Annotated in this window: 14 protein-coding genes and 1 pseudogene; 13 read left to right on the top strand and 2 right to left on the bottom strand. The window is 68.3% G+C overall.

Annotated elements, in window-relative coordinates; genetic code table 11:
- Positions 1–47 precede the first annotated feature (47 nt).
- The gene (glmS, locus tag G6N34_RS18235; RefSeq protein WP_085149355.1) at positions 48–1,916 is read left to right on the top strand and encodes a glutamine--fructose-6-phosphate transaminase (isomerizing); all 1,869 of its coding nucleotides are present in this window, start codon (positions 48–50) and stop codon (positions 1,914–1,916) included.
- Positions 1,917–1,927: 11 nt separating this feature from the next.
- Here the strand turns inward: glmS and G6N34_RS18230 are convergent, their stop codons facing one another.
- Complete coding sequence (locus tag G6N34_RS18230; RefSeq protein WP_165763631.1) at positions 1,928–2,263, bottom strand: hypothetical protein; 336 nt, start codon at positions 2,261–2,263, stop codon at positions 1,928–1,930.
- Positions 2,264–2,295: 32 nt separating this feature from the next.
- Between G6N34_RS18230 and G6N34_RS18225 the strand changes: the two genes are divergently transcribed.
- The 9 genes from G6N34_RS18225 to G6N34_RS18185 are packed head-to-tail and all read left to right on the top strand — an operon-like array spanning position 2,296 to position 10,426.
- Positions 2,296–3,711 carry an NAD(P)H-hydrate dehydratase gene (locus G6N34_RS18225; protein ID WP_085149352.1) on the top strand — a complete coding sequence of 472 codons (1,416 nt, stop codon included), beginning with the start codon at positions 2,296–2,298 and terminating at the stop codon, positions 3,709–3,711.
- 10 nt (positions 3,712–3,721) lie between these two features.
- Positions 3,722–5,110: a glutamate decarboxylase gene (locus G6N34_RS18220; protein ID WP_085149350.1), complete on the top strand. Its 1,389-nt coding sequence runs from the start codon at positions 3,722–3,724 to the stop codon at positions 5,108–5,110.
- A gap of 37 nt (positions 5,111–5,147) precedes the next feature.
- Complete coding sequence (gene alr, locus G6N34_RS18215; protein WP_085149347.1) at positions 5,148–6,302, top strand: alanine racemase; 1,155 nt, start codon at positions 5,148–5,150, stop codon at positions 6,300–6,302.
- Positions 6,299–7,387 (top strand): alpha/beta fold hydrolase, encoded by a 1,089-nt coding sequence (locus tag G6N34_RS18210; protein ID WP_234812740.1) that lies wholly within the window; start codon positions 6,299–6,301, stop codon positions 7,385–7,387. Before alr ends, G6N34_RS18210 begins: the two co-directional genes overlap by 4 nt.
- Complete coding sequence (gene tsaE / locus G6N34_RS18205; RefSeq protein WP_085150034.1) at positions 7,380–7,850, top strand: tRNA (adenosine(37)-N6)-threonylcarbamoyltransferase complex ATPase subunit type 1 TsaE; 471 nt, start codon at positions 7,380–7,382, stop codon at positions 7,848–7,850. The genes G6N34_RS18210 and tsaE overlap by 8 nt, the downstream gene beginning before the upstream one ends.
- Entirely contained in the window at positions 7,847–8,485 is a 639-nt protein-coding gene (gene tsaB, locus G6N34_RS18200) for a tRNA (adenosine(37)-N6)-threonylcarbamoyltransferase complex dimerization subunit type 1 TsaB (RefSeq protein WP_085149344.1), read from the top strand. The genes tsaE and tsaB overlap by 4 nt, the downstream gene beginning before the upstream one ends.
- Positions 8,482–8,958, top strand: coding sequence for a ribosomal protein S18-alanine N-acetyltransferase (gene rimI, locus G6N34_RS18195; RefSeq protein WP_085149341.1), 477 nt, complete (start codon positions 8,482–8,484; stop codon positions 8,956–8,958). Before tsaB ends, rimI begins: the two co-directional genes overlap by 4 nt.
- The gene (tsaD, locus tag G6N34_RS18190; protein ID WP_085149338.1) at positions 8,955–9,980 is read left to right on the top strand and encodes a tRNA (adenosine(37)-N6)-threonylcarbamoyltransferase complex transferase subunit TsaD; all 1,026 of its coding nucleotides are present in this window, start codon (positions 8,955–8,957) and stop codon (positions 9,978–9,980) included. The genes rimI and tsaD overlap by 4 nt, the downstream gene beginning before the upstream one ends.
- On the top strand, positions 9,977–10,426 hold the full coding sequence (locus G6N34_RS18185; protein ID WP_085149335.1) for a nuclear transport factor 2 family protein: 450 nt from the start codon (positions 9,977–9,979) through the stop codon (positions 10,424–10,426). The genes tsaD and G6N34_RS18185 overlap by 4 nt, the downstream gene beginning before the upstream one ends.
- A gap of 9 nt (positions 10,427–10,435) precedes the next feature.
- On the opposite strand, the gene G6N34_RS18180 is transcribed toward G6N34_RS18185, so the two are convergent.
- The gene (locus G6N34_RS18180; RefSeq protein ID WP_085149332.1) at positions 10,436–12,013 is read right to left on the bottom strand and encodes an HNH endonuclease signature motif containing protein; all 1,578 of its coding nucleotides are present in this window, start codon (positions 12,011–12,013) and stop codon (positions 10,436–10,438) included.
- Positions 12,014–12,261: 248 nt separating this feature from the next.
- Between G6N34_RS18180 and groES the strand changes: the two genes are divergently transcribed.
- From groES to G6N34_RS18165, 3 genes and pseudogenes are all read left to right on the top strand, one after another.
- Positions 12,262–12,564 carry a co-chaperone GroES gene (gene groES, locus G6N34_RS18175; protein WP_003929249.1) on the top strand — a complete coding sequence of 101 codons (303 nt, stop codon included), beginning with the start codon at positions 12,262–12,264 and terminating at the stop codon, positions 12,562–12,564.
- 83 nt (positions 12,565–12,647) lie between these two features.
- Positions 12,648–14,273: a chaperonin GroEL gene (gene groL / locus G6N34_RS18170; RefSeq protein WP_085149329.1), complete on the top strand. Its 1,626-nt coding sequence runs from the start codon at positions 12,648–12,650 to the stop codon at positions 14,271–14,273.
- Positions 14,274–14,567: 294 nt separating this feature from the next.
- Positions 14,568–16,083: pseudogene (locus G6N34_RS18165) on the top strand (adenylate/guanylate cyclase domain-containing protein).
- The last annotated feature ends 34 nt before the right edge of the window (positions 16,084–16,117 follow it).

Below are 16,117 nucleotides of genomic sequence, written 5' to 3'. Positions count from 1 at the left end.
TCGCCTCGGGACGGGGATACCGGCGCTCTGCACTACCCTGGGCAGTCATGTGTGGAATCGTCGGCTACGTCGGGCATCGGCCCGCCCGTGACGTCGTGGTCGATGCGCTGCGCCGCATGGAGTACCGGGGCTACGACTCGTCCGGAGTGGCCCTGCTCGACGGCCATGGCGGTCTGACCGTCCGCAGGCGCGCCGGACGCCTGGCCAACCTGGAAGAAGCCCTGGCCGAAACGGACGCCGCCGACCTGGCGGGCACTTCCGGTATGGGGCACACCCGGTGGGCCACCCACGGCCGGCCGACCGACCGCAACGCCCACCCGCACCGTGACGCCACCGGCAGGCTCGCCGTGGTGCACAACGGCATCATCGAGAACTTCGCGGTGCTGCGCGCCGAACTCGAGGCCGAGGGCGTGGAGTTTGCCAGCGACACCGACAGCGAAGTCGCGGTGCACCTCGTGGCACGGGCCTACCACTCCGGTCCCACGGCGGGAGATTTCCCCGCGTCGGTGTTCGCGGTGCTCGGCCGCCTGGAGGGTCACTTCACGCTGGTCTTCGCCAACGCCGACGACCCCGACACGATCATCGCGGCACGCCGGTCGACCCCGCTGGTGGTCGGCATCGGTGAGGGCGAGATGTTCGTCGGCTCCGATGTGGCCGCGTTCATCGAGCACACCCGCCACGCCGTCGAACTCGGTCAGGACCAGGCCGTGATCATCCGGTCCGGCGGCTACGAGATCTACGACTTCCAGGGCAATCGCGATGATGCGAATGCCCGTGAGTTCCACATCGACTGGGACCTGTCGGCCGCCGAGAAGGGTGGCTACGAGTACTTCATGCTCAAGGAGATCGCCGAGCAGCCACAGGCTGTCGCCGACACCCTCCTGGGGCACTTCGTCGATGGCCGCATCGTGCTCGACGAGCAGCGCCTGTCCGACCAGGAACTGCGCGAGGTCGACAAGGTGTTCGTGGTGGCCTGCGGTACGGCCTACCACTCGGGCCTGCTGGCCAAGTACGCCATCGAGCACTGGACCCGCCTGCCCGTCGAGGTCGAATTGGCCAGCGAGTTCCGATACCGCGACCCCGTACTGGACCGCAGCACGCTCGTCGTGGCCATCTCGCAGTCCGGCGAGACCGCCGACACCCTCGAGGCCGTGCGGCACGCCAAGGAGCAGAAGGCCAAGGTGCTGGCCATCTGCAACACCAATGGCAGCCAGATCCCGCGCGAATGCGACGCGGTGCTCTACACCCGCGCGGGGCCGGAGATCGGCGTCGCGTCCACCAAGACCTTCCTGGCCCAGATCGCCGCGAATTACCTCGTCGGTCTGGCGTTGGCGCAGGCCCGCGGCACCAAGTACCCCGACGAGGTGCAGCGCGAATACCGCGAACTCGAGGCCATGCCGACGCTGGTCGCCGAGGTGCTGACCCGGATGGACGCCGTGGCCGCGGTGGCCAAGCGGTTCGCGGCTTCGCCGACCGTGCTGTTCCTGGGTCGCCATGTGGGCTACCCGGTGGCGCTCGAGGGTGCGCTCAAGCTCAAGGAACTTGCCTACATGCATGCCGAGGGGTTTGCGGCCGGCGAGCTCAAGCACGGGCCGATCGCGCTGATCGAGGACGGTCTGCCGGTGATCGTGGTGATGCCCTCACCCAAGAACGCCGCGATGCTGCACTCCAAGCTGCTGTCGAACATCCGCGAGATCCAGGCCCGTGGGGCGCTGACCGTGGTGATCGCCGAGGAGGGTGACGAGACCGTGCGGCCCTACGCCGATCACCTGATCGAGATCCCGGCCGTGTCAACCCTTTTCCAGCCGCTGCTGTCGACCATCCCGCTGCAGGTGTTCGCCGCCGCGGTGGCGCAGGCCCGCGGTTATGACGTGGACAAGCCGCGGAACCTGGCGAAGTCTGTCACCGTCGAGTAGCCAGCGAGTAGCTAGCCACCAACAGCGGCGGTGTAGCCAAGGATCCCCAGCAGGCAGGCCGCCCCACACAGCACCAGGGTGCCGACGGCGAACGGCCACGCCCGGACCCGTCGCGTCAGCGCCACGATGGTCGCCACCACCCCGGCGACAGCGATCACTACGGCCGCGCCGAAACCCGTGAAGACCCATGTGACGCCGGCATCGATGTCGCACGTGGGCTGCGGGCAGTTGTCCGTGAACGCCATCAACATGACCGCCAGGAAGGCCGCGCCCGCGGCGCCGAACACCGTCAGCGCCAGGGCGGCGATTGAGATGCCCAGGTCCACACCAGATATCGGGGGCTTCATGCTGGCTGATGCTACGTCTACGCTGGTTGACGATGCGCGATTACTACTCCGCTGATGCGATCCGCGCCGCCGAGGCGCCACTGCTCGCCAGCCTGCCCGACGGGGCGCTGATGAGGCGGGCCGCGTTCGGTCTGGCCACCGCGATCGCCCGGGAACTGCGTGAGCGCTCCGGCGGCATCGCCGGACGGCGGGTGTGTGCTGTCGTCGGGTCCGGCGACAACGGTGGAGATGCGTTGTGGGCCGCGACTTTCCTGCGTCGGCGGGGCGCCGCGGCCGACGCGGTGTTGTTGCGTCCCGACCACACCCACCCCGCGGCACTGCGGGCATTCCTGGCCGCCGGCGGACGCGTTGTGCAAAGCATCGGTCCGGCAACCGATCTGGTGATCGACGGCGTGGTGGGCATCTCCGGCAGCGGCCCGCTTCGTCCCGACGCCGCCGCGGTCTTCGCGAGCACGTCGGCGCCCGTGGTGGCCGTCGACATCCCCAGCGGAGTCGACGTGCACACCGGTGCCGTCACCGGTCCCGCGGTGCGCCCCGTCCTGACGGTCACATTCGGTGGCCTCAAACCCGTGCACGCGCTGGCCGACTGCGGACGCGTGGAACTCATCGACATCGGCCTGGACCTGCCGCCCACCGACGTGCGGAGTCTCGAAGCCGCCGACGTCCGCCGACTGTGGCCCGTCCCAGGCCGCGCCGACGACAAGTACACCCAGGGCGTGACGGGTGTGCTGGCGGGATCACACACCTATCCCGGCGCGGCGATCCTGTGCGCGGGCGCTGCGGTGGCCACGCACTCCGGCATGGTGCGGTACGCCGGAACCGCTGCGGCCGAGGTGGTTTCGCACTGGCCCGAGGTGATCGCGGTCGACGACTTCGCGGACGCCGGGCGCGTGCAGGCCTGGGTCGTCGGCCCGGGATTCGGGACCGATGACGCGTCGGCCGCCACCCTGCGCGACGTGCTCGCGGTGGACCTGCCGGTGATTGCCGATGCCGACGCCCTGACCATCCTGGCCCGAAACCCGGACTGGGTGCGTGGCCGCGCGAACCCGACCGTGCTGACTCCGCACGCGGGGGAGTTCGAACGCCTCGCCGGTGCGCCGCCGGGGGCGGACCGCGTGGGCGCGACCCGAGAACTGGCGGCGCGCCTCGGCGTGACAGTGCTGCTCAAGGGCAACGTCACGGTGATCGCCGACCCGGACGGGTCGGTCCATCTCAATCCCGCCGGGGACTCATGGGCCGCCACAGCCGGGTCGGGCGACGTGTTGTCGGGAGTGATCGGTGCGCTGCTGTCCGCTGGACTGGCGCCGGCGAAGGCCGCCGCCGCGGCAGCATTTGTGCACACCCGCGCCGCGGCGTTGGCCGCGTCGAGTCCCGGACCCGCCGCGGCGCCGACATCGGCGTCGGGAATCTTGGCGTGTATCCGGACTTCGATCGCCAGCATCCTCTAGAAAGGACGTCATGCCGAACGTCTCCCGTCACTCCTCCCTTGCGCCCGCCTACACCGGACGGCTGTCGACCTCGCCGATCCCGGCGCTGCGACTGCCCGACGAGTCGATGGACCCGCAGGCGGCCTACCGCTTCATCCACGACGAGTTGATGCTCGACGGCAGTTCGCGGCTGAACCTGGCGACCTTCGTCACCACCTGGATGGATCCCGAAGCCGCCGAGCTGATGTCGGAGACGTTCGACAAGAACATGATCGACAAGGACGAGTACCCCGTCACCGCGGCCATCGAGCAGCGCTGTGTGTGCATGGTCGCCGACCTGTTCCACGCCGAGAATCTGCGCGACGACGACCCGTCCACCGCCATCGGGGTGTCCACCGTGGGGTCCAGCGAGGCGGTGATGCTGGCCGGCCTGGCGCTGAAGTGGAAGTGGCGGCAGCGCCTCGAACAGCGCGGCGAGGAGTGGAAGGGCCGCACCCCCAACCTGGTCATGGGCGCCAACGTGCAGGTGGTGTGGGAGAAGTTCTGCCGCTACTTCGACGTCGAACCGCGCTACCTGCCGATGGCGCAGGGCCGCTACGTCATCACCCCCGAGCAGGTGGTCGACGCGGTCGACGACGACACCATCGGCGTGGTGGCGATCCTCGGCACCACGTTCACCGGGGAACTCGAACCCGTCGCCGAGATCTGCGAGGCCCTCGACACGCTTGCCGCCATCGAGGGCAAGCCCGACGTCCCGGTGCACGTCGACGCCGCCAGCGGCGGGTTCGTCGTGCCCTTCCTGCATCCCGACCTGGTCTGGGACTTCCGGCTGCCGCGGGTGGTGTCGATCAACGTCAGCGGGCACAAGTACGGCCTGACCTACCCGGGTCTCGGTTTCGCGGTGTGGCGCAGCGCCGAGCACCTGCCGGAGGAGCTGGTGTTCCGGGTCAACTACCTCGGCGGCGACATGCCGACGTTCACGCTGAACTTCTCCCGGCCCGGCAATCAGGTCGTCGGGCAGTACTACAACTTCCTGCGGTTGGGCCGCGACGGCTACCTGCAGGTCATGCGCTGCTTGTCGGAGAACGCGCAGTGGCTGGCCCATGAGCTGGCCGACATGGACCACTTCGAGGTGATCTCGGACGGCTCCGACATCCCGGTGGTCGCCTTCAAGCTCGTCGAGGGGACGAAGTTCACTGTGTTCGACATCTCATCGCTGCTGCGCGGGTACGGCTGGCAGGTGCCGGCCTACACCATGCCGGAGGGCGCCGAGGACGTCGCTGTGCTGCGTGTTGTGGTGCGTGAAGGGTTCTCGGCGAACCTGGCCCGGGCGCTGCGCGACGACCTCGTGGAGGTGCTGGCGAAGCTCAAGAAGGTCGGTGTCGGCGGCTTCGCCGACGAGGAGCATTTCGCTCACTGACGGCCGGCCTGGGACACTTGAGGGCGGTGATCATGACATGAACCCGCCCACAACCGCCGATGTGGTGACCCCGAGCGCGGTCATCGACCTCGGCGCCATCGAACACAACGTCCGTACGCTGCGCGAATACGCCGGCTCGGCGCAGGTGATGGCCGTCGTGAAGGCCGACGGCTATGGCCACGGCGCGGTCGAGGTCGCGCGGGCCGCGCTGCGCGCCGGTGCCGCCGAACTCGGCGTCGTGACCGTCGCCGAAGCCCTGGCGCTGCGTGAGGCGGGAATCACAGCCCCCGTGCTCACATGGATGCATCCCCAGGGCACCGACTTCGCTCCCGCACTGACTGCCGACGTGCAGATCGGCGTGTCGTCGCTGCGCCAACTCGGTGACGTCGTCGAGGCGGCCCGCCGGGCGGGCGTCGTCGCGTCCATCACGGTCAAGGCCGACACCGGCCTGAGCCGCAACGGCGTGGCCGCGTCGGACTTGCCCGATCTGGTCGACGCGTTGGCGCGCGCGCAGGCCGAGGGTGCGGTGCACGTGCGGGGGCTGATGTCGCACCTGGCGCACGGCGACGAACCCGACCACCCGACCAACGATCTGCAGGCGCAGCGGTTCCGCGACCTGATCGCGCAGGCCCGGCGGGGCGGCGTCGAGTTCGAGGTGGCGCATCTGGCCAACTCGCCGGCCGTGCTGACACGGCCTGACCTTGCCTTCGACATCGTCCGTCCGGGTATCGCGATGTACGGGCTGAACCCGGTGCCCGGACTTGTCGACCCCGACCTGATCCCAGCGATGACTCTGTCGGCGCCGGTCGTGATGGTCAGGCCGATCAGGGCGGGTGACGGGGTTTCCTACAGCCACACCTGGATCGCCGACCGGGACACCACCGTCGCGCTGATCCCGCTCGGGTACGCCGACGGCGTGTTCCGCGCGCTCGGCGGCCGGATGGAGGTCTCGATCAACGGCATCCGCCGCCCCAGCGTGGGTCGGGTGTGCATGGACCAGTTCTTGGTTGATCTCGGCCCCGGGGCCGTCGACGTGGTCGAGGGGGATCGGGCGATCCTGTTCGGTCCCGGCACCTCGGGTGAGCCGACGGCCGCCGAGTGGGCCGACCTGATCGGCACGATCCACTACGAGGTGGTGACCAGCCCCCGCGGCCGGATCACCCGCGTCTACACCCAGGCGGGGCGCGCGTGAGGGCACGACGCCGGTGGCTGGCCGGCCTGGCAGGCCTCGGCACGGTGGGCACGGTCGCCGGCGTGTCGACCGCGCGCTCGGTCGCTGGCCGGGCGCGCCGCGAGGATCGCTGGGCCGGTGAGGATTTCGGTGTCTTCGCCAGCGACCGCAGTTCCGTGGTGACCACACCCGACGGCGTCGACCTCGCCGTCCGCGAGGTGGGCCCGGTCGATGCCGCGGTGACCGTGGTGTTCGCCCACGGATTCTGTATGAACATGGGCGCCTTTCACTTTCAGCGCCGCGCGCTGGCCGAGGTGTGGGGTGATCAGGTGCGCATGGTCTTCTACGACCAGCGCGGCCACGGGCAGTCCGGCATCGCGTCATACAAGACCTACACCGTCGAACAACTCGGCAAGGACCTCGAGACGGTGATCACCCTGTTGGCTCCGCGCGGATCGGTGATCCTGGTCGGGCATTCGATGGGTGGTATGACGGTGCTGTCGCACGCCCGGCAGTTCCCCGAGCAGTACGGCACCCACATCGTCGGCGCCGCGATCATCTCCTCTGCGGGAGAAGGGATTTCGCGCTCGCCGCTGGGCGAGATCCTGCAGAACCCGGCGCTGGAGGCGGCCAGATTCGCCACCCGATACGCCCCGAACCTGCTGCACCGCGGGCGCGGCGCGGTGCGGGCCGTGCTGGCGCCGATCCTGCGGGCCGCGTCCTTCGGCGACGCCCTGGTCAGTGCGACCGTAGCCCGCTACGCCGAAGAGATGATCCACGCGACGCCGGTCAAGACCATGGTGGGCTTCCTGCACGCACTCGGAGTGCATGACGAGTGGCAGGGACTGCGCACGCTGGAACCGCTGCCGACGTTGATCGCGTGCGGGTCCGCGGACGTGCTGACCACCCCAGAGCACGCCGCTGACATGGCCGATGTGCTGCCCAAGGCCGAACTGCTGATCATCGGCGGCGCGGGCCATCTGGTGCAGATGGAACAGCCTGAACTGATCAACGCCGCGCTGATCGGTTTGGTGGAACGGGCGACACCGAGCAGGCTGGTGGCCATGACACGGCGGTTGCGTGAACGGGTTCGGCCCCGTGGCTGAGTCCACGCGGTCGGGGACCGCGACTCTGGTCACCGCTGAGGACACGCAGGCGTTGGGGCGTGAACTCGGTGGGCAGTTGAGCGCCGGCGACGTGGTGGTGCTGTCCGGTCCGCTGGGCGCGGGTAAGACCGTGCTGACCAAGGGCATCGCCGAGGCCATGGACGTCGACGGCCCGATCACGTCGCCGACCTTCGTGCTGGCCCGCCTGCACCGGGCCCGTCAGGACGGCAGGCCCGCCCTGGTGCACGTCGACGTGTACCGCCTGCTCGACCATGCCGCCGCCGACCTGCTCGGCGAGTTGGACTCGCTGGATCTCGACACCGACCTCGACGATGCCGTGGTGGTCGTCGAATGGGGTGAGGGCCTGGCCGAACGGCTTTCCGACCATCACCTCGACATTCGGTTGGACCGCGCCTCCGACTCCGAGGTGCGCACCGCGACCTGGACTTGGAGTGCGACGTGACGGCTGTGGTCCTGGTGATCGACACGGCAACACCCGCAGTCACCGCGGGCATCGTGTCGCGCGGTGCGGGTGACGCGGTGCTGCTCGGTGAGCGGGTGACCGTTGATCCTCGCGCGCACGCGGAAAGGCTGACACCCAATGTGCTTGGCGCCCTTGCCGATGCGCAGCTGTCGATGTCGGATCTCGGTGCGGTGGTGGTGGGCTGCGGTCCGGGGCCGTTCACGGGCCTGCGGGTCGGGATGGCGACCGCCGCGGCCTACGGGCATGCGCTGTCGATCCCGGTGTTCGGGGTGTGCAGCCTGGACGGCATCGGCGCACAGATCTCCCGCGACGTGCTGGTGGTCACCGACGCGCGCCGTAAAGAGGTCTACTGGGCGCGGTACCGCGATGGCCTGCGCGTGGACGGTCCCGATGTCGCGGCACCCGCCGATGTACCGATCGACGGTGTGACTACGGTGGCCGGTACACCCGCCCAGGCCGCGCTGTTCCCGGGCGAGGTCATCGGGCCGGAGTATCCGTCATCGCTGGGTCTGGTTGCCGCGGTGCGGGATTGGGATTCCGAGCCCGAGCCTCTGGTTCCGCTGTATCTGCGCCGACCCGATGCCAAGACATTGGCCGAACGCGGGTTGGCATGACGGGGCAGACCGAGGCCGTCGCGATCGAGTCGCTGAAGTTCCGCGACGCCGATCGGTGCGCGCAGTTGGAGGCGCAGCTTTTCGCGGGCGATGATCCCTGGCCCGCCAAGGCATTCCGGCAGACGTTGGAGTCTGACCACAATCACTATGTCGCCGCCCGGATCGACGGTGTGCTGGTGGGCTACGCGGGTATCTCTCGTCTGGGCCGGACCCCGCCGTTCGAGCATGAGGTGCACACCATCGGCGTCGACCCGGCTTTTCATGGGCGGGGGATCGGTCGCAGGCTGCTCGATGATCTGCTGGCCTTCGCCGGCGACGGGTCGGTGTTCCTGGAGGTCCGCACGGACAACGTCGCGGCGATCGCCCTGTACGAGAGTGTCGGCTTCGCCACGATCGGACTGCGCAAGCGGTACTACCCGGGCAGCGGCGCCGACGCCTACACGATGCGTCTGGACCTGGGAGGTTCCGCATGACCGTCATCCTGGCGATCGAAAGTTCTTGTGACGAAACCGGTGTCGGCATTGCACGCCTGGGCGCCGATGGCACCGTGACGCTGTTGGCCGACGAGGTGGCCTCCAGCGTCGACGAGCACTCGCGGTTCGGCGGAGTGGTGCCCGAGATCGCGTCGCGTGCACACCTCGAGGCGCTGGGCCCGACCATGCGGCGCGCTCTGGAGACGGCGGGTGTCTCGCGTCCTGATGTGGTGGCGGCGACGATCGGCCCCGGGTTGGCCGGTGCGCTGCTCGTCGGTGTCGCCGCGGCCAAGGCCTACGCGGCGGCCTGGGATGTGCCGTTCTACGCCGTCAACCACCTGGGTGGCCATCTGGCCGCCGACGTCTATGACCACGGCCCGTTGCCCGAGAGCGTGGGACTGCTGGTGTCCGGCGGGCACACTCACCTGCTGCATGTGCGGTCGTTGGGTGAGCCCATCGTCGAATTGGGCACCACCGTCGATGACGCCGCGGGGGAGGCGTACGACAAAGTGGCGCGGTTGCTGGGGTTGGGGTATCCGGGCGGCAAGGTGCTCGATGAGCTTGCGCGCACCGGTGACCGGGACGCCATCGTGTTTCCGCGCGGGATGACCGGACCGCGCGATGATCCCTACGCGTTCAGTTTCTCGGGCCTCAAGACCGCCGTCGCGCGTCATATGGAACGCCATCCCGATGCCCGGCCTGCCGATGTCGCCGCGGGTTTCCAGGAGGCCGTCGCCGATGTGCTGACCCGCAAGGCCGTGCGCGCCGCGACCGACCTGGGTGTCTCGACACTGATCATCGCCGGCGGTGTGGCCGCGAACTCGCGGCTGCGTGAGCTGGCCGAAGAGCGTTGCGCCGCAGCCGGTATCACACTTCGGGTGCCCAGGGCCCGGCTTTGCACCGACAATGGGGCGATGATCGCCTCGTTCGCCGCACATCTGGTGGCCGCCGGTGCGCCCGCGTCGCCGCTGGGAGTGGCCAGCGATCCCGGCCTGCCCGTCGTTCGGAGCCAGGTCGCATGAGCGCGGTGGTGGCCGATCGGATGGCCATCACCGATCTGCTGTACCGCTATGCCGAGTTGATCGACGCCGGTGACTTTGACGGCGTCGGTGTGCTTTTGGGGCGCGGTTCATTCATGGGTGTGGCGGGGGCGCAGTCCATCGCGGACCTGTTCGCCGGCACGACCCGGCGCTTTCCCGAGTTCGGGAACACCCCGCGCACCCGGCACCTGGTGCTCAATCCCATCGTCGAGGTCGACGGCGACGTGGCTTCGGCGCGGTCGACTTTCTGTGTGGTGCAGCAGACTTCGATGGTGCCTTTGCAGCCCATAGTCGTGGGTCGGTATGCCGACACGTTCTCGCGCGATGGCGATGATTGGTATTTCACCGCGCGCACCGTGGTGATTGAGATGCTCGGCGATGTGTCCGACCATCTGCTGATCGATCCGCGGCAGTTCACTCAGGAGTGAGATGCCGGATCAGAACGGCGGTGGCTGAGCTCGTTCGGCGAGTTCGGTTTCGTTGAGTCTGCGCTCAGTGTTGATGCGGTGTTGGCGGGTTTGGGCGCGGGTCTGTTTGCGCGCGGGCATCATCAACAGCTTGCCGGGGTGGGACGGGTTCGGTGGCCCCGAGGGCGCTGGGCCGGTGTCGGTGCGCAGGCCGGGGAACAGGAACGCCCCGAACGGTGCGGTGGTGTAGCGATGCCCCGTGGGGGTGGTGAGCACGACGGTGCCGTCGGGGGACTGTTGGTCGGTGAAGCCGTCGACGAAGGTTTTGACCAGGTGGTGGTGGCGGCAGTTGCATTTGGTGTTCGACGGATGCGTGGCCCCTGCCGGCCAGGGAGTGGTGTGGTCGATGTCGGCGGCCTCGGCGGGTTTGTCGCAGCCGGGCCACCGGCACGTCAGATCCCGGGCGCGGACGAACCGCTGCAGCGCCGTCGAGGGTCGGTACCGCGGTTCGGGGGCGGTGTCGGGCATGCCGACGAACCGGACGTGGGCGCCCTGGGCGATCAAGCCGGCCAGCAGCGGTGCGGGGACAACGCCGTTGCGAATGCCGGGGATGACTCCGGGCGACCGGCGGGCGGACGCGGCGGGCGCCAGGGGTTCCTCCCCGGGCTGCTCATCCGGCTCCTCTGAATCGTCCGTCGACTCGTCGGTGTCGCCGGGGTCAGTGTCTGAGTTGCCGTCGGCGTCGGGTTCGGGGGTTGGGCCGTCGAGTTCGGGGTCGACGGGTTCGGCCAGCACCCCGGTGTCGGTGACGATGTGCACGACGACGCTGGTGGCGGCCGCGTCCGGGGCGGTGGCGGCGCAGTCGGGGTTGCCGCAGCGGCAGGCCAGGTGCCATACCCCGGCACCGAGGGCCCCGATGGCGTCGGAGCGGAGTTGATCCAGGGTGCGGGGATCGTCCGGGCACACCCCGGTGATCATCACTTTGAGCCGCTGGTCGAACAGCTGGGCGTTGACGGTGTCGAGTCGGCCGCGCACATGGGTGGCGCCGGGTTCGTCGTTGACAGGGTCTCCGACGGTGAAATACCGGGAACGCAGGGTGCGGCGCGCCCGGCGCACCGCGGCTGGGTCGTGGCGCTGGATCCAGGTGTCGATGGCCTGCTCCAGCTTGTACCAGGACAGCGCCTCCCAGTCTTCGGCATCGGCGGCGAACACCGCATCCAGTTCGGCCGCGGTGGCGGCGTCGACCAGGCGGGTGCGGTCCTCGATCAGCGCCACCGTGCGCGCCCCGATCCGCCCGGCCATGAACAGTGCCGCGATCTGCGGGTAGCGATCCCGCAGCAGCACCGCAGTGTCGAGCAGCGTCTCGGCCCGCCCGTGCCCCATGTTCAACGCACACGAGATCTGCGCGGTGACCGCATCCCAGTCATCGACGGCACACCGCGTCAAGTGGGAGTACTTCTGGCTGCGGCGGCCCATCTCGGCGACCACAGCCAGTCGGCGGGCCTCGGCGGCGTTGACCGCGCGATCCCAACCCTGAAGGGCGTCGATCAGTGCAGCGTCGTCGAGGTCACCCAACACCTCGGGACCCGGAAGCATCTGATCGAACATGTGTTCTATACTCCCACGGCCCACCGACAAAATCCGCCGACGCGGAGCCTGCAAACTCCTTGACGAGCTGGTTTCGCTCGTGGCGATCAGGCATCAACCAAGCGCATCCCACTCTTGAGCGCTAGCACTCTCATGTATAGAGTGCTAGACGGCAGTCGGACCCGCTCTGGTGTCGGCACCCGCGACGACGGCGCGAGGGCACGGACCACTGCCGAAAACACACACCTATAAGTGAAGGGGCTCCAATCGTGGCGAGCGTGAACATCAAGCCACTCGAGGACAAGATCCTCGTTCAGGCCAACGAGGCCGAGACCACGACCGCGTCCGGTCTGGTCATCCCCGACACCGCCAAGGAGAAGCCGCAAGAAGGCACCGTCGTCGCAGTTGGCCCCGGCCGCTGGGATGAGGATGGCGAGAAGCGGATTCCCCTGGACGTGTCCGAGGGCGACGTGGTCATCTACAGCAAGTACGGCGGCACCGAGATCAAGTACAACGGCGAGGAGTACCTGATCCTGTCGGCTCGCGACGTGCTGGCTGTCGTCTCCAAGTAAGCGACTCGTGTTCCGCCCCGGTCGTCCCCGCGCTCACATGCGGGTGATGCCCGGGGCGGTGCTCGTCCTAGCGAAAGACATTTATGAGCAAGCAGATTGAATTCAACGAAACCGCGCGTCGCGCCATGGAGGTCGGCGTCGACAAGCTCGCCAACGCGGTCAAGGTCACCCTGGGCCCGCGCGGCCGGCATGTGGTGCTGGCCAAGGCGTTCGGCGGCCCCACCGTCACCAACGACGGCGTGACCATCGCCCGGGATATCGATCTGGAGGATCCGTTCGAGAACCTGGGCGCTCAGCTGGTCAAGTCCGTCGCCACCAAGACCAACGATGTCGCCGGTGACGGCACCACCACCGCTACCGTGCTCGCCCAGGCGATCATCAAGGCCGGTCTGCGCAACGTCGCTGCCGGCGCCAACCCGATCGCCCTCGGTTTGGGCATCGGCAAGGCCGCAGACGCCGTCTCTGAGGCGCTGCTCGCGGCGTCCACGCCGGTCGAGGGCAAGACCTCGATCGCCCAGGTCGCCACCGTCTCCTCGCGTGACGAAGAGGTCGGCGAACTGGTCGGCGAGGCCATGACCAAGGTCGGCACCGACGGCGTTGTCAGCATCGAGGAGTCCTCCACGCTGAACACCGAGCTCGAGGTCACCGACGGCGTCGGCTTCGACAAGGGCTTCCTGTCGGCCTACTTCGTCACCGACTTCGACTCGCAGGAAGCCGTCCTCGAGGACGCGCTGGTGCTGCTGCACCGCGACAAGATCAGCTCGCTGCCGGATCTGCTTCCGCTGCTGGAGAAGGTCGCGGAGTCGGGCAAGCCGCTGCTGATCGTCGCCGAGGACGTCGAGGGTGAGGCGCTGTCCACGCTCGTGGTCAACGCGATCCGCAAGACGCTCAAGGCCGTTGCGGTCAAGGCTCCGTTCTTCGGCGATCGTCGCAAGGCGTTCCTCGAGGATCTCGCGATCGTCACCGGCGCGCAGGTGGTCAACCCCGACGTCGGCCTGGTGCTCCGAGAGGCCGGCCTCGACGTGCTCGGCACCGCGCGGCGGGTCGTCGTCAGCAAGGACGACACCGTGATCGTCGACGGCGGCGGCACCGACGAGGCCGTCAAGGGCCGCGTGGCGCAGCTGCGTGCCGAGATCGAGACCACCGACTCCGACTGGGACCGGGAGAAGCTGCAGGAGCGCCTGGCCAAGCTGGCCGGCGGCGTTGCCGTCATCAAGGTCGGCGCCGCCACCGAGACCGCGCTCAAGGAGCGCAAGCACCGTGTCGAAGACGCGGTCGCTGCGGCCAAGGCCGCGGTCGAGGAGGGCATCGTGGCCGGCGGCGGTTCCGCCCTGGTCCAGGCCCGCAAGGTGCTGGCCGATCTGCGGTCATCGCTGTCTGGTGACGAGGCTGTCGGTGTCGACGTGTTCGCCACCGCTCTGACCGCTCCGTTGTTCTGGATCGCGACCAACGCTGGTCTCGACGGCTCCGTCGTGGTCAACAAGGTCGGCGAACTGCCCGCGAACCACGGCTTCAACGCCGCGACGCTGCAGTACGGCGACCTGGTGGCCGACGGTGTCATCGACCCGGTCAAGGTGACCCGCTCGGCAGTGCTCAACGCCGCCTCGGTGGCCCGCATGGTGCTCACCACCGAGACGGCTATCGTCGAGAAGCCGGTCGAGGCTGATGACGACGGTCACGGGCACGGCCATCACGGTCACGCTCACTAGTTCGTAGCATCCCGAGACACCCCCGGTCCTTGTTGGACCGGGGGTGTTTTCGTCCTCGGGCTGCATCGAATGTGCAGCCTTTCGCGCAAAATCTGCGTTTCGGCACCAGAGGCTGCACATTCGACGGCACACGACACCCCAGAGGTGAACACTGGAAGTCCGCTAGAGGCGAGGGGGGCTGAATGGCGCACGTCGGGAGAACGATCGAGCACCGGCTGACTGCACACGCGGTGACGGGCACGTCGGAGCCGGTGACGGTTTGCCGCCTCAGTCCAGCAGAAGGCTGAGGTTGGGATGGATCGCATCCTGCAGTGGGCGTGGGATCGCCATCAGGCGGTGTACTCATGGGCTTGGATGGCGGTGGCCTTTGTCGCAGCACTGCCGATCTACCTCTTCTTGTCGTTCGCAGTCGTGGCGTCCGAGCACTCCCGGGGATATTCCTCAGCGGCCTTCGCAGCCGGCATCGTTGTGCTGATGGTCGCCTACGTGGTGATCCTGCCAGGACAGGGTGTGTGGAGGTCGTTACGGGAGTGGTCCAAGGGCTGTGTCATCGATACGGCACAAGTGCTCGAAGAGACCTACACCTACTCGCGGCGAGTGATCGGCAGATCGTTGGCGACAATCGTCGTCGGGGCCGGGTTACTGCTGCTCGTGGTCGCCAGTCTTGCGGGCCAATCTGGGTCTCGGCTCGTTCACTACGCCTTGGCGGGTTGTGTCGCGGGCTTCGCATCACACCTGGTGGGTGTGCACACCCTGGCGGAGGCACCCATGCGACCGGTCCGCATCGCGCTCGCTGACTTGACGGATCACGGAGACGCGTTGCCCCGCCCGCGCCCTTCCTTTGCGACCTGGACCAGGTTGTCGATGCTCGCTGCCGCGATGTCGTTCGCGTTCTCCGGGGCCATCCTGACCACGATCTTCGTCGGCACCGTTGAGGCGCCGCTGTTGTGGATTCTCGTCGGCCTCGTGCTGACAGTGATCTTCGGCTTTCCCATCACAGTAGGGGCCGCCTTTGCGCCCTCCCTGCAGCCGATTCGGGATCTGGCTGAGGGGACGAAGCGTGTTGCTGCGGGGTGACTATTCGCGGCGTCTGCCGGTGGTGCAGGATGACGACTTGGGTGTCCTGGTGGCGTCGTTCAATCGGATGCAGGCGGGTTTGGCTGAGCGGCAACGTCTTCAGGCCGCGTTTGGGACGTATGTGGATCCGGGGTTGGCGGCGCGGCTGCTGGAGCAGGGTGATGACGTGTTCATCGGTGAGCGTCGTGAGGTGACGGTGATGTTCGTCGACATCCGCGACTTCACCCCGTGGGCGGAGGCCAACGCTGCTGAAGATGCGGTGGCGCGGTTGAATGCGTTGTTCGAGATCGTGGTGCCCGCGGTGGTCGAGGCCGGCGGGCACGTGAACAAGTTTCTCGGTGACGGTGCGCTGGCGGTGTTCGGTGCGCCGAATGACCTTGTGAGCCACGCGGATGCGGCGGTGCGGGTGGCGGTGCGGATTCAGGGTCTGGTGACGGCGCGGTTCGCCGGTGGGCTTCGGGTGGGGATCGGCATCAACACCGGGGTGGTGATCGCGGGCACCATCGGTGGCGGCGGCAAACTGGAGTTCACGTTGATCGGTGACGCGGTCAACGTGGCGGCTCGGGTGGAGCAGATGACCAAGACCACCGGGGACGCGATCCTGCTCACCGACCGCTGCGTCGACGGGCTGGCCGCTCGTCCCTCGGGCCTCATCGATCGGGGGTCGCATGTGCTCAAGGGCAAGTCGACTCCGGTTCGGGTCTTCGGCCTCGACGCGGCCACGAGTCGCTGACGCCGTCCATTTCACGACAAGTCCATGTCACGAC

Source organism: Mycolicibacterium confluentis (assembly GCF_010729895.1).
Taxonomy (GTDB): domain Bacteria; phylum Actinomycetota; class Actinomycetes; order Mycobacteriales; family Mycobacteriaceae; genus Mycobacterium; species Mycobacterium confluentis.
Note: the sequence above shows the minus strand (reverse complement) of the source record. Positions and strands in the feature narration are given on the sequence as shown.